General features: G+C 47.8%; 12 protein-coding genes and 1 tRNA gene. 4 read left to right on the top strand and 9 right to left on the bottom strand.

Going from position 1 to position 13,022, the window contains the following annotated elements:
- Positions 1-49 precede the first annotated feature (49 nt).
- The 6 genes from C3432_RS21830 to C3432_RS21805 all read right to left on the bottom strand — a co-directional run bounded on the left by C3432_RS21830 (position 50) and on the right by C3432_RS21805 (position 5,979).
- Entirely contained in the window at positions 50-1,681 is a 1,632-nt protein-coding gene (locus C3432_RS21830) for a TIR domain-containing anti-phage reverse transcriptase (RefSeq protein WP_258041642.1), read from the bottom strand.
- A gap of 588 nt (positions 1,682-2,269) precedes the next feature.
- The gene (locus tag C3432_RS21825; RefSeq protein ID WP_103778821.1) at positions 2,270-4,603 is read right to left on the bottom strand and encodes a primase-helicase zinc-binding domain-containing protein; all 2,334 of its coding nucleotides are present in this window, start codon (positions 4,601-4,603) and stop codon (positions 2,270-2,272) included.
- A 14-nt stretch (positions 4,604-4,617) separates the two neighbouring features.
- Positions 4,618-4,938, bottom strand: a complete 321-nt coding sequence (locus tag C3432_RS21820) for a DUF5375 domain-containing protein (RefSeq protein WP_103778819.1) — start codon at positions 4,936-4,938, stop codon at positions 4,618-4,620.
- The gene (locus C3432_RS21815) at positions 4,935-5,162 is read right to left on the bottom strand and encodes a hypothetical protein (RefSeq protein ID WP_103778817.1); all 228 of its coding nucleotides are present in this window, start codon (positions 5,160-5,162) and stop codon (positions 4,935-4,937) included. Before C3432_RS21815 ends, C3432_RS21820 begins: the two co-directional genes overlap by 4 nt.
- On the bottom strand, positions 5,159-5,716 hold the full coding sequence (locus tag C3432_RS21810; RefSeq protein ID WP_103778815.1) for a host cell division inhibitor Icd-like protein: 558 nt from the start codon (positions 5,714-5,716) through the stop codon (positions 5,159-5,161). Before C3432_RS21810 ends, C3432_RS21815 begins: the two co-directional genes overlap by 4 nt.
- Positions 5,713-5,979 carry a helix-turn-helix transcriptional regulator gene (locus tag C3432_RS21805; protein ID WP_023165627.1) on the bottom strand — a complete coding sequence of 89 codons (267 nt, stop codon included), beginning with the start codon at positions 5,977-5,979 and terminating at the stop codon, positions 5,713-5,715. The genes C3432_RS21810 and C3432_RS21805 overlap by 4 nt, the downstream gene beginning before the upstream one ends.
- Before the next feature lie 543 nt (positions 5,980-6,522).
- Between C3432_RS21805 and C3432_RS21800 the strand changes: the two genes are divergently transcribed.
- Genes C3432_RS21800 through C3432_RS21790 form a run of 3 tightly spaced genes read left to right on the top strand, consistent with a single transcriptional unit; the run spans position 6,523 to position 8,077 of the window.
- Positions 6,523-7,254 (top strand): glycoprotein 3, encoded by a 732-nt coding sequence (locus C3432_RS21800; protein WP_103778813.1) that lies wholly within the window; start codon positions 6,523-6,525, stop codon positions 7,252-7,254.
- Positions 7,251-7,514, top strand: coding sequence for an ogr/Delta-like zinc finger family protein (locus C3432_RS21795; protein ID WP_103778811.1), 264 nt, complete (start codon positions 7,251-7,253; stop codon positions 7,512-7,514). The genes C3432_RS21800 and C3432_RS21795 overlap by 4 nt, the downstream gene beginning before the upstream one ends.
- A complete protein-coding gene (locus C3432_RS21790) occupies positions 7,511-8,077 on the top strand; it encodes a phage polarity suppression protein (protein WP_103778809.1) in 567 nt (188 codons plus the stop codon). The genes C3432_RS21795 and C3432_RS21790 overlap by 4 nt, the downstream gene beginning before the upstream one ends.
- 859 nt (positions 8,078-8,936) lie before the next feature.
- Here C3432_RS21790 and C3432_RS21785 read toward each other — a convergent pair.
- The 3 genes from C3432_RS21785 to C3432_RS21775 form a co-directional block, all read right to left on the bottom strand.
- On the bottom strand, positions 8,937-9,896 hold the full coding sequence (locus tag C3432_RS21785; RefSeq protein WP_103778807.1) for a HEPN domain-containing protein: 960 nt from the start codon (positions 9,894-9,896) through the stop codon (positions 8,937-8,939).
- Positions 9,893-11,077: a tyrosine-type recombinase/integrase gene (locus C3432_RS21780; RefSeq protein ID WP_103778805.1), complete on the bottom strand. Its 1,185-nt coding sequence runs from the start codon at positions 11,075-11,077 to the stop codon at positions 9,893-9,895. The genes C3432_RS21785 and C3432_RS21780 overlap by 4 nt, the downstream gene beginning before the upstream one ends.
- 162 nt (positions 11,078-11,239) lie before the next feature.
- Positions 11,240-11,334: transfer RNA gene (locus tag C3432_RS21775), tRNA-Sec, on the bottom strand.
- Between the two features lie 287 nt (positions 11,335-11,621).
- Here C3432_RS21775 and C3432_RS21770 point away from each other — a divergent pair.
- Positions 11,622-13,016 carry a glycoside-pentoside-hexuronide family transporter gene (locus tag C3432_RS21770; protein ID WP_103778803.1) on the top strand — a complete coding sequence of 465 codons (1,395 nt, stop codon included), beginning with the start codon at positions 11,622-11,624 and terminating at the stop codon, positions 13,014-13,016.
- The last annotated feature ends 6 nt before the right edge of the window (positions 13,017-13,022 follow it).

The following is a 13,022-nucleotide window of genomic DNA, read 5'->3' as shown; positions in this document are numbered from 1 at the left end:
ACATCTCAATGACTTTATACACACTACTATACACATTAGGCAGTAGTTGTCACTTGTTCAAAAGTGCACGAACCTTATCCGCAACCTCTGCCGGATTATCTTTATAGGTAATATAAAGCTTATCACTTAAGAGAGGCAAGGATGCAGCAACTATTGCTTCATCTGCTTCTTTTACAAGAGTAAGTAATTTTACTTCACCTTCAGCGATTTCTCTTGCAAGCACAGAATGCAATTCTTTCTTAGGCCAATGCTTATCTACAGAATTAGACGAAAGAATAGCAATTACATATTTAGACTTTACAAGAGCTGAGTTAATTTTCTGGATTAATGAATCGCCCCAATTTATTTCGACATGATCTATGAATGTTGATATGTTTAATTTGGTTAATTCTTCGTAAATTGGAATTGCGATGGATGTTTTATCTTCGCTTGCATGACAAATAAACACATCATAAGTTTCAGTTTCTTTCATTGCTCTAAGTCCTTCTTTTGTTTTTAAAGGATCATGATGACTCATTTCAGCCATTAATTTAAGATATAATGGAAAGTCATCACCACGGATCATTTTTATAAAACTCAATCGGCCATAAATATGATTGCGAAAAATTGATATAGCATGCTCATTATTTGCTGCTTTAAAGCCTTTTTTATTAACAAATAATAATGCTGATGTTAACTTGTCTTCTCTCCATTTATGAACTAATGAACGAGTAACTCTAAGATATTTACGCTCGACATTTGCTTTTTCATTTACCACTAATCCAGTAACTTTTTGACGTTCATTTCTTTTCTGAACTCTGAATTTACTTGTGTTTATGCTAAAGCCACTTTTCTCGATCACAGAGATAACAGCCTCACCCAATTCAAAATTATTTTCATTATCTAACGTTATGATTTCTCTGACTTGTTGTTGATTAAATGAAAAAGTAATATCATCTGCATATCTTGTATATGTGATGTTTTTTCTACGTGCCAGTTGAGTTAGGTGTTTATCGAGCGATGCTGATGCTAAATTTGCCAGGATAGGGGAAGTGCAGGCTCCTTGAGGTAATTTACCATCTTTAGTACATAATTGGGCTAATATACTCGCCGCAGGATGAGAGAAATTAAATGGCTTACTTTTAAATATTCCATACACTCTCGCGAAAGTGACTGAACCAAAATAATTTTCTAAATCTACATTAACAACATATTTTTTCTTTGTATGTTTTTCTGCATTTGTTAATATACTTTTATCCTTAATGAATCCATGCGCTGGTTTTTTGGGGCGATAAAAGTACTCAATAATCGGCTTTAATTTCTCCTGCAGAATTGACAACCCCCCTTGAGGTGCGTTTATCATTCTACTTTTTCCATTTTTCTTTTTTATTTCAAAAGTTCTATAGTTATCTTTTTTATTATATAAAATAAATAATAATTGTCCGACCGGAACTTCTAAAAGATTGGCTACATCGTTAGCTGACGTAATTACAATGCTTTTGTTTTCAATTTTTTTGCATATTACATCAATGTCAATCTTTGAAGTAATGGGATGATTTTTGAGTTCTTTATTATCCCATTTCAAATTTTTTCCAGCTTGATAGGGCTGAGGCTCTAACTTAGGTAACTCCGGGATTGTCTCATTTTCTTCTTTATTTGCTGAACTGAGACTAAGCATCAGTAGCTTGTCATGTAAAGACACTCTCTACCTCGTCACTGTATTCATGGACTAAATTTACGGCTCCGCCCAATCACTTTATGCAAACTTTAGCCAATTAACAGTTACGTCAAGTAACTAACCGCTGATTGGTAGCGTGATGTACTAACATAAGATACTTCGAGGCGAAACAACCTCACAGATTTAAGGCAGAGCCGTATTGAAAAAATAACATAGTATGGTGGACGGATAAAGTATTTATCTCCTTCTTGGGAGAGAGTGCGTAACGAAATTTGACTGGAATATATTTTTTGCATTTAACTTTGTAGGCTATTCATTTCGATAGTTTTCCATTTTATATCATTGAGTTAAGTGGTAATGAGTTGACGCAGAGTTAACAGTCGACTCTTCATTATTGATGAATTTCTGCTCGCTATGGAGACGATCAGTCAGGCTGTAGGGAGAGTAAAAAGTTTTTTCAGGTTTTACTGTTCACACTGTTCAACTTTTCTTTTTTATCAATAATTTCATAGGGATACAGGGTGAATATACGGTGAAGGGTGAACAGTGGAGTGTTCACCCTGTGGCAATTGCCGTAAAGAAAAAGACCGGCTGTAGCCGGTCTGGAGTGGGTTATGTCGCTGCGGGTTCGTCGCATTTCGGCAGCCAGTCGCCGTAGCTTTCTTCTTTCAGCGACAGGTTGGTCTGTATCCCCTGCTTTGTGTGCCGCTTTTCATAATTCAGGCCGTACTCTTTCAGCATCATGGGCAGCCCCAGCCCGAACATTTTCAGGCTGAGCACGTTCCTGTACCCGTTGGCCTCCATATAGGCCAGATACGCGTGATAGAGATATTTACGGTAATTACGCGGGACAATGCTGGCATTACCCATAAACATCCCGCTGGTCTGCGGCAGCATTTCCAGATAGCCGCAAAAATCAAACGTCGGGTCAGCATCACGCTTGATGCTGAGCGCCTCGTCGGAGTTCTGCTGCGACTGGAGCAGTGCGCGAGCGGTCATCGGGTTACTGAATTTCTGCATAAGCTGACGCACGATGACGGCCAGCTCGCGCGCAATTTTATCCCTGAGCTGCGGGTCGCGCTCTTCCGGCGCAATCTGCTCCGGGAAGTGAATAATCACCCGGCGACGGGAGACGCCGCCGCTGCGGTCGGTGAAGCGCATCGGGTTATTGTTTACCGCCAGAATGACCGCCGGAATATGCGTTGAATACGGGTTCTGGTATTTCGGGTCAACCGAAACCGCATCGCCGCCGGTGATGGCCTTGAGTCCTGCGCCGTCACCGCTCCATTTTTCCTGGTCAGGCAGACGTATCAGCGAGAAGCCAATCAGGGAGGCACGCTTGCGCGGGTCTTCCAGCGTATCGATATCGGCCGACGTGGCGTTATCCTCTCCGGCGAGCAGGGTCGCAATTTCGGCCAGAATACTTTTCCCACTCCCGCCGGGACCGGTGACTTCGAGAAAGAGCTGCCAGTCGTAGCGGTTCGCCAGTACCATAAACAGCGCAGCGAGTATCACGTCGCGCTTTAGTGGATTCTTACTGGCCGCCCGGTCGAGCCAGCGCCAGAAGTTCGGCGCGTGGGTTTCCAGCGTTTCCCCGTCCACCGGCGGGGTAAAATCCACGTCGCACAGAGTGCGCAGCCAGTGCGATTTGTGGTGCGGGCTGAATATGCCGCTTTGGGTATCGAGCACCCCGTTGCGAAAACCAATCAGACGACGCGCCGGTGTAGCCTGCTGCGGAATAATCAGTTTCAGGGTATCCACCACCGAGGCAATTTTCCCGGATGAGAACGGGGCGCGTAAGCGCTGGAATAAGTCAGCCACATTCCGTGAAAAAGTGGCGGCCGGGATATTTTTCCAGATGCCGTTTTCATAGCGGGACAGGAGCTGGCCGTTTGCATCCACCGCCAGCGCTTCACCGTAATGCTCATGCACCCGCAGAGCCTTGTCGCTGGCGCTCATGGCGGTAAATTCTGCCTCACTCATGGTATCAAAAGGACTTTGCGCCGGTGGCCGGATGGCGTCAGAAATCGCTTTCCGCGTGGCCTCCTCGCCTGTCTGCATAAACGCATCATTCCAGTCACCAAACACCGGCGGCAGGGCAACAACACCCTCACAGGCTTCTGCGGCCGCGGCGGCTTTTGTCTGGCCGTCGCCGTTCAGGTCTCGGTCGGCGGCGAGTACAATCTGACAGGTCGGGTGTTTCTGACGGGTAAGGCTCGCCAGAGAAAGGAGGTTCACGGACGACAGCGCCACCATGACGGTTTCTCCGGTCAGGTGATGCACGGTGAGCGCGGTCGCATAGCCCTCCGCAATCCACAGGCGTTTTCCGGCCTGTTTTTTCCCTTCGATGACATGACATGCCCCTTTAACCTGACCGCCCTTCAGGGTGCGTTTGAGACCCTCAGAATTGATGAGCTGAAGGTTTACCAGCGCGCCGGTATCGTCATACAGCGGGACAACCACATCTCCGGCGCGGAACGTCACGCCGCCGGTTTTATGCACGGCCGTGAGCGTCAGACATTCCAGAGCGGGGAAGCGCTTGCGGGTGAGGTAGGCGTTGCCGCTGGCCGTGCGGGTTTTCTCCATCAGTCTGACGGCCAGCGCGGCCACCGCTTTACGGTCGGCCTCTGTTTCAGCCTCTGCGGCCACAATCACTTCGGGGGCAACCGGCGACAGGTTGCCGGTCACGGCATCCACCTTTCCGGCGGCCTCAGAGGCCGACACGCCGAACACCTTCGCAACCAGCTTAAGTCCGTCACCTGCACCGCACTGGTTACAGAACCACGTACCGCGCCCCTCTTTATCGTCAAAGCGGAAGCGGTCAGAGCCGCCGCACACCGGACAGGCCTGATGGCGGTTTTTCATGACCTTCACGCCCAGCGCCGGGAGAATGCGCGGCCAGTGGCCGCACGCCTGTTTTACGGTTTCCGTTACGCTCATTTTCATCGTTATTTTCTCCCTCAGTGCACAACAGGCGATTGCATGTAACGGGCGCAGAGTTCATCCATCACGGCCAGCCCGAGAAAGGACAGCGACGGCGCGGCTTTGAGTGGTCCGGCTTCCATTAAATCTTCAAGCAGTGCACAGGCAATCTGGCGGCCTTTTTCCTCGCCGTGCTGGCGCAGGTAGAAGCCCTCCAGCTCGGCGGCAATGGCGCTTTCCAGCGCGTCGAGGGTGAGGTGCGGGTAGCGGCGCTGGCGTTCGCATACCGTCAGCCATGCACAGGCCACGGCGCGGCGATACAGCGCGGCGCGTAATACGGGGGGTAATGGCTTTTTCATATGTTGCCCTCCCCGGTCAGCCAGCGCTGATTGCAGCGCTTTACCACGCCGTCGAGCTGGGCGGTCATAAGGTAAATCACGGAGGTGAGCTGTGACTGCTGCGCAGGGTCACGACGAACGGTGGCGCAGTCCTGTACCTGCATCAGCTCGTTGACGAGCTGGCCGACGTTGCGCATGTGCTCAAGGCATTCGAGGTCACGGGCGGTAATAGTGGTGTGTCTCATGCACGCACCTCCGCAACCGGCAGACGGCCGGCAAACGAGAGGACGTAATCGCGAACAAGGGAACGACGTGCAGCGTGTTCATCACCGGCAACGGTGCGGAGCATACAGATACGGGGTTTACGGTCTGCACGACGAACGGCGGCAAACACAAAAACAAACTGCGGGTGTGACGGGGTGAGGATAGTAGCCATGATGGCAGCCTCCATTGAGTAGCGGTTACTGCTACCACCGGAAACGCCAATTTCACTGGTGGCAGCCCGAACGGGGTTGGCGTAACCGGCCTCAATGGATACCGGCCAGCCCGAAGGCTGCCCCGCCCGGACTACCATTATCTTGCTGGAACCATGGTGTATAAAAAGACACCACAGCCCGGAAAATGGGTGTGCCTGAGCTACGACGAAAAAAAAGACGCACGGCGCGTCTGGTGTCGCCATTGAGTTTCGCGGAACGCCAATTCCGGCTGTCGATTTTGCGACAGCGGGAAAACTATACCTGGAAACGGCGCAAAGAAGCAAGCCAGAAAAAGGGTCTGTTTGCTGAACGGTCATCATCATGCGTCATAGCCCCGGTTGCGTTCGGCAATACGATCCGCCATCCATGCCGTGATTTCAGACTGCGCCCACGCCACGTTTTTTCCGCCCAGGCTGATTTGTTTCGGGAAAGCCTCGCGGCTGATGAGGTCGTAAATGGTTGACCGGGACAGGCCGCACAGATGCATCACTTCAGGCAGGCGGATAAAGCGCTCCTGAACGGCATCAGAAACCGGCATCAGTGGTGCGGCAGGGGCAGAAGACGGGGAAGAAAAAGCAGTGTGCATCGGGCTACCTCATAAAGTCCATACAGTGCCGGTCATGTCCGTCCGGCCTCGGGTAGCTCTCTATTTTGTGAATATTTTCTCTCAGGGCAACAAGTCATTCTGTAGTGCGCCATCACACAACAGGTTGATTTTTATACAGTGGCAAACGTTGGCAATCTTTTGGTAATCATTGGTAAAGTTATGGCCCTTTACTGAATACTTTTATTCATTGATAAGAGGGGAATTAACCAGAAAAAAGTATAAGAGTCGCTACAGAGTAAAAAACCAATGGTGAACAGTGGTGAACAGACGGTGAACAGTCAGACCCTCAACTGTTCACCCTTTAACATACTGTATTACTTATATTTTTATTAAAGGTGAACAGTGGTGAATAGTTAACAGTAAAAAAACAAACAGAGAGGGTGATTTTCCTGCGACCTTTCTCTGGCAAGCCTGCTTTTAAAAGTGCCGTCTGTGCCATGCCTGCCACAACGGCAATGAGTCGAGTTGTTGTGTGGCGCAGGGCAGAATCTCCTCAACCTGACATGACTGAGGAGACACACCATGACCACCATTATCCCTGATTACCTGACACCGGCATTCCAGCAACTGGACGCGGCCAGAGCCGCCCATCTCGAAAACGCCCGTCAGATGGATGACACCACCACGGCCATTGCCCGAACCGCCGAACAAAAAGCGGAGCTTGAAAAGGAAAGCGGCAGCGAGGCCAGCGGATGGCGCGCGGCCTTCCGTGCCGGTGGGGCAATGCTGACGGACGAGCTGAAACAGCAACATCTGGCACGCGTGGCCTCCCGCGAGCTGGCGCAGGAATGCGACAGGCTCGCTGAGGTGCTGGCCTATGACAGCGACCGCCTCAAAGCCTCCTGTGACATCTCGGCCAGAAAGTACCGGCAGGCGCATCATAATGTGCTGAGCGAATACGCCGGAAAAGAGCTGGATAAGGCGCTGCGTGAGACGTGCGGGGCGCTTGTCAGGGCGATGAAACTGAAAATGCTGGCGCTGGGGAACCCGCTTGCGAATACCGTCGGGATTCAGGGCTATGTCGAACCCGATAAGGCGGTCATGCAGGAGGTGAAAACGTGGCTTGAACGTGCGGTGAAGGACTGTCACATCCGTCTGGCGGATGAACCGGTGCTGTTTAAAGCCGGGCTGTCGGCTGAGACACTGGCGCACATGAATTACGGCGTGGCAGTGACCAACGGCCAGCGTCAGACCTACTTTAACAAACTGCGTGAGCGTGAAGCTGACCTGAAAGCGCGGGGGTTACTGGAATGATGCACTGTCCATTCTGCAAAAAAGCGGCGCATGCGCGTACAAGCCGGTATCTCTCGGATAACGTCAAACAGCGCTACCACCAGTGCACCAATATCGAATGCTCATCCACTTTTCGCAGCATCGAGTCGATTGAAGAAATTATCCGGTTACCGCCTGAAAGCTTTAAACCTCAGACCAAGCCGGATATCCCGATGTCGCCCCGTATGGTAAAGGGCTGCTACAGCTCACCGTTCCGCCATAATCAGGAGAAACGCCCGTGACCACCGTGACATTACAGCAGGCTTTTGAAGACTGCCTGAAGAATAAAGCCGCCTGGCTGAACCGAAAACAGGAGCTGGACGGGGCTGAACAGGAATACCGCGAACTCACTGCCACCGGTAATGACAGCCGCGCCCGAAGTCTGCAAACCCTGCGCGAGATTATTGACGTGAAAAAGTGGGAAATTAATCAGGCGGCCGGTCGCTATATTCGCTCGCATGAGGCCGTGCAGCGCATCAGCATTCGTAACGGCCTGAATGATTTTATGCAGGCACACGGGGCAGAGCTGGCCGACGTGCTTGCACCGGAATTAATGGGCTATAACAGCCAGCATCCCGCCGTCAGACACTGCGTAATGCAGCATTCTGTCGATTATCTGCGTGAAGCGCTTTCAGTGTGGCTGGCTGCCGGTGAAGAAATTCATTATTGCGCACAGGATAATGACATTTTAACGGCCATCGGATTCAGGCCTGACGCGGCTTCGCGGGATGATAATCGTGAAAAATATACACCCGCACAAAACCAGAATTACGTGAATAAACGTGCAGAACTGGCCGCACGGTAGCCCGTCAGAAAATCCCTGTAAATCCCGCTAATTTCCCTGAATTAAGCCATGCATGCGCAAGGTGCATGGTTTTGCATGCATTTTCACACCCCCGCCGCTCTCGTCAGCGCCAGCTCTGGCGCGGACTGAGACCGCTTATGCACCTGCATTAAAAGCGACCCTTTAAGCGTGCAGGCGTGGCGGGGAGAGCATTGCGCGCTATATCGCAGATAGAAAAATTAGATTTTGTCTATCGGTCACTCTCTTGCGAAGGTGTTACAGTGAGGAAGCATTAAAAAATTTGGAGTTAATTTCATCCTGAATTTTATTGCAAATTTGATCAAATAATGCGAAAGCTAGTTATTCAGGGAAGAGTAGATCATTCGTATAGTGTATAGCGGAGTATTAGGTTTGAATTTTGAAGATAGGATAATAAGAATTATCAATAAAATATATCAAAGTTTAGATGTGTCCACTGATGAAGTATTTGAAAGCTTCAGGGATAAATCCGATACTATATTTGATGGCGTTGCCGAGTCATTATCATTAAGCCTTGATAAACACGGGGGTGAGTATGTAAAAATAATAGAAATTTATTATCAGAATTAGAAGATCGGCTTTGTGATGCATGGGGAAATCATTTAAATAGATTTAATTTATTGATAATCATGGGAAAATATCGGTGATGTCGTTTATGACATCAATTGATTATATGATATTGGAGAAAACATTAATTTTATGAAGCTCAATGTTACAAAGATAATTATTTGATAGCGAGGCTGCTTTGCAAAAAACAAATTATGTAATATAAGGGAAACAACTTTCACTTATTTTGTATACCACCTGCATTCTTTGCAGGCAGTATATTGACTCGTTTTCCTTAATTATTCCCGAGAAGAATTTTTGATTTGAAATACATTTCAAACTCTTCTTTTTTACCATTAAATATCGCCATTAACTCTTCTGATTCTAATATTTCATTCATAATGAATCTTAGATAATTATCTAGTTTTTTACTTTCTTCTGGAATAAACTCTAGCTTAGAAGATTTAAGGCTATCGCCATGAGTAACTTTAGAACGGATGTTGTAAAATACTTTCATCTCATCAAAAGTTTTTATGGGATCGAATCCATACGGTTTTAAAAAAATCGCCACTCGTTCAGAGAGTTTATGTGACAGTTCTGCACTGTCGGTTGAGAATAAACTTTCTAATGCACTACAATAATGAGCGATCTTCATTGCCGGGTTGTATTCCCTTTTTGCCGATTTAATAAAACTTAATGCTCGACCATACCTAGAGTATTTACTATCTAAAAAAGAATCGAAAACTGTTGATGAGTTATTATATAAGTAGGTTTGTATTTTGTGATTCTTTTTTTCCCAATTAATCAGATCATCCCTCGTGAATTCAACTTCAGTATGACGCTCTCCATCTGAGAAAGTAAACATACTCATTAGGCTGTTATTTGACCATTCTGAGTAATTTCGGCGATCAGATTTGTTACAATATGCTATCTCACATAAAATACCATTGTCTTTTATTAACCAAGATGTACTAACCAACATATCAATCCATAGGATCCACCCAAGCAGTGCATCTCCGCTTGGTAAGGATGGTGGAAAGAATTCGTCATTTAAATCAGCATAAATGATATGATTGGCATTGCATAAATGGTCATATTCGATAATGCCAGAAAAATCCTTGACGGTTTTTGTCAAAACTTTCCTTATCTTAGCCCGGTCTCTTATGAGTGTGACACCAGGTAGTAGATCAAAATCATCAAAATTGTCGCCTACTACCTTTAAAAATCTAAGAGTTGTATAAAATTTGAATTTCATTTTTTTCCTCTGAAATTTTCGTAAATATTATCGCTATACCATTGCATCATTGTCTTTCTTTTTTCGAGATATAATGCATGGTTATATGTACCTCGAATAACGTTTTTATCTATATGAGCAAGTTGCATCTCAATCCATGAACTTTCAAATCCTTCTTCATGCAGGATCGTCGAAATTGTATGCCTGAATCCGTGACCAGTAGCACGTCCTTTGTAACCTAGTAACTCAATCACTTGTGAAACACTTTCTTTTGAGATGGGCTTCCTACGGTTGTTCCTGCCTATAAAAATATATGGATAATGACCGGTAATAGGTTTTAGCTGCTCAAAGAGGCCAATAACCTGAGCTGACAAAGGAACAATATGCGGCCTACGCATTTTCATCCGTTCTGCGGGGATTTCCCATATACCTTTCTCAAGATCAACCTCATCCCATGTGGCAAAACGCATCTCTTGAGTTCGAACACCAGTTAACATAACTATCTTTGTAGCATTTTTCGTAATGATACTGCCTGTATACGCTTCAAGATCTCTAACAAAATGAGGTAGCTCTTCGGCGGATAAAAATGGATGGTGCTTTTGCTTAGGAACGGCCAGAGCGATAGCTAAATCAGGCGCAGGATTGTACTCAGCACGGCCAGTTATGATTGCATAGCGATAAACCTCACCGCACCTCTGACGCACCTTACGTGTTTTCTCTAGTGCACCACGCTTCTCTATTCGTCGCAGCACCTCAAGCAGTTCCAGAGGTTTTATCTCACTGATAGGGCGCTTACCAATGTAGGGGAAAACATCTTGCTCAAATGTCTTAATGATTTCTTCACGGTAGGCCACTGTCCAGCGATCGGCTTTATTTGAATGCCACTCCCGGCATATGGTTTCGAATGAGTTTTCTGTTGAGAGCTGCTGTGCCAGCTTTTGAGCTTTGCGTTCTTCGACTGGATCAATGCCATTTGCTACCTGCTTGCGTGCTGTTTCGCGTTTGTCGCGAGCCTCTGCAAGCGAGACGAGACTATAGGAGCCAAATGACATTAATCGGGCTTTACCTGCAAGCCGGTAGCGGAACCTCCATCCTTTACTCCCATCGGGATTTATGAGCAAGGATAAGCCTTGTCCATCATTGAGGGTGTAGGGCTTGTCTTGTGCCTTAGCGCGTCGGATTTGTATGTCTGTAAGTGGCATGTGTATAAGTGAAATCTGTGTATAAAAAAATTATACACAACACTATACATATTTTTCGTGGATTTAGGGAGATTCGCTCGGACTGATACGGTCGGAGTTATTAGATAACTTGCTGTAAATGTTGGTTTTAAAGGACTTTCTCGGACATGGTGAGATGATGATTGGCGGAAGATCACAGGAGTCGAACCTGCCCGGGACCGCTGGCGGCCCCAACTGGATTTGAAGTCCAGCCGCCTCACCGGAGACGACGATCTTCCGCGCCTGCATTGCTACATGGAGGCGGGCGCATTATAGCTACTTCCTGACGTTTCCACACCCCCTCACTCACTTTTTTAACTTCCCTTTCACCTTGTCATGATCGATTTCATAGAAATTCTCACAAAATCCACGAGTTACACTTCGTCACAACTTTTGGCGCTATCCTGATCACAGAAAACAAGAATCGTAATCTGATAACAAGATATCGGAATACCCGCGCCTGAAAGGATGGTTTACAAAAACTGTAACCGGTATCGATGCGCGTGAGAGTGCCAAAGGAAGCAAAATGAAAAATCACGTTTTGTCCGTTAAAGAAAAGATTGGCTACGGTATGGGCGATGCCGCCAGCCATATTATTTTCGATAACGTCATGTTGTATATGATGTTTTTTTATACAGATATTTTTGGTATTCCCGCAGGGTTTGTCGGGACGATGTTTTTGCTGGCGCGTGCGCTGGACGCCATTTCAGACCCCTGCATGGGACTGCTGGCTGACCGTACCCGTTCGCGCTGGGGCAAATTCCGCCCGTGGGTGCTGTTTGGCGCTCTGCCGTTCGGTCTGGTCTGCGTACTGGCCTACAGCACGCCTGATCTCAGCCTGAATGGCAAAATGATCTATGCCGCCATCACCTACACCCTGCTGACTCTGCTTTATACCGTGGTCAATATTCCCTACTGCGCGTTGGGCGGCGTTATCACTAACGACCCGACTCAGCGTATCTCGCTGCAATCCTGGCGGTTTGTGCTGGCGACGGCAGGAGGCATGCTCTCTACCGTGTTGATGATGCCGCTGGTAAATTTTATCGGCGGAGACAATAAAGCGCTGGGCTTCCAGGGGGGGATTGCGGTGCTCTCTGTGGTGGCATTCCTGATGCTGGCCTTCTGCTTCTTCACCACGAAAGAACGTGTTGAAGCGCCACCTGCCAGCACCTCAATGCGCGAAGATCTGCGTGATATCTGGCAGAACGACCAGTGGCGCATCGTCGGTCTGCTCACCATTCTTAACATTCTGGCGGTGTGCGTACGCGGCGGGGCAATGATGTATTACGTCACCTGGATCATGGGCATGCCAGGGCTGTTTGTCGCCTTCCTCACCACCTATTGCGTCGGTAACCTGATTGGCTCTGCGCTGGCCAAACCGCTTACCGACTGGAAATGCAAAGTCAGCGTTTTCTGGTGGACTAACGCTCTGCTGGCGGTCATCAGTCTGGCGATGTTCTTTGTCCCCATGCGAGCAGATATCACCATGTTTGTCTTCATCTTTGTGATTGGCGTGCTGCACCAGCTGGTAACGCCAATTCAGTGGGTCATGATGTCCGACACCGTTGATTACGGTGAATGGTGTAACGGTAAACGTCTGACAGGTATCAGCTTTGCGGGGACGCTGTTCGTGCTTAAGCTCGGTCTTGCGCTCGGCGGCGCGCTGATTGGCTGGATGCTGGCAGGTGGTGGCTACAATGCCGCAGCGGAAACGCAAAACAGCGCCACAATCAGCATTATTATCGCCCTGTTTACCCTCGTCCCGGCTATTTGCTACCTGTTGAGCGCGGTGATTGCCAAACGCTTCTATACCCTGAAAACGCCATTCCTGAAAAACATCCTGGATCAACTGGCGCAGGGCGCATATCGCAATCAGCAGGATTTTAATCAAACGATTTCTCATAAAGAATTTCAGAAATAAAGGAAC

It is taken from the genome of Citrobacter amalonaticus (genome assembly GCF_002918555.1).
GTDB classification, from domain to species: Bacteria; Pseudomonadota; Gammaproteobacteria; order Enterobacterales; family Enterobacteriaceae; genus Citrobacter_C; species Citrobacter_C amalonaticus_A.
The sequence above is the reverse complement of the archived record's forward strand: the minus strand, read 5'-3'. Positions and strand labels throughout refer to the sequence as shown.

Coding starts and splice junctions, on each gene's coding strand:
- C3432_RS21825 (WP_103778821.1), bottom strand. CDS start 4,603: ATGAAAATGAGCGTAACGGAAACCGTAAAACAGGCGTGCGGCCACTGG.
- C3432_RS21795 (WP_103778811.1), top strand. CDS start 7,251: ATGATGCACTGTCCATTCTGCAAAAAAGCGGCGCATGCGCGTACAAGC.
- C3432_RS21815 (WP_103778817.1), bottom strand. CDS start 5,162: ATGAGACACACCACTATTACCGCCCGTGACCTCGAATGCCTTGAGCAC.
- C3432_RS21770 (WP_103778803.1), top strand. CDS start 11,622: ATGAAAAATCACGTTTTGTCCGTTAAAGAAAAGATTGGCTACGGTATG.
- C3432_RS21820 (WP_103778819.1), bottom strand. CDS start 4,938: ATGAAAAAGCCATTACCCCCCGTATTACGCGCCGCGCTGTATCGCCGC.
- C3432_RS21810 (WP_103778815.1), bottom strand. CDS start 5,716: ATGATGATGACCGTTCAGCAAACAGACCCTTTTTCTGGCTTGCTTCTT.
- C3432_RS21800 (WP_103778813.1), top strand. CDS start 6,523: ATGACCACCATTATCCCTGATTACCTGACACCGGCATTCCAGCAACTG.
- C3432_RS21780 (WP_103778805.1), bottom strand. CDS start 11,077: ATGCCACTTACAGACATACAAATCCGACGCGCTAAGGCACAAGACAAG.
- C3432_RS21805 (WP_023165627.1), bottom strand. CDS start 5,979: ATGCACACTGCTTTTTCTTCCCCGTCTTCTGCCCCTGCCGCACCACTG.
- C3432_RS21785 (WP_103778807.1), bottom strand. CDS start 9,896: ATGAAATTCAAATTTTATACAACTCTTAGATTTTTAAAGGTAGTAGGC.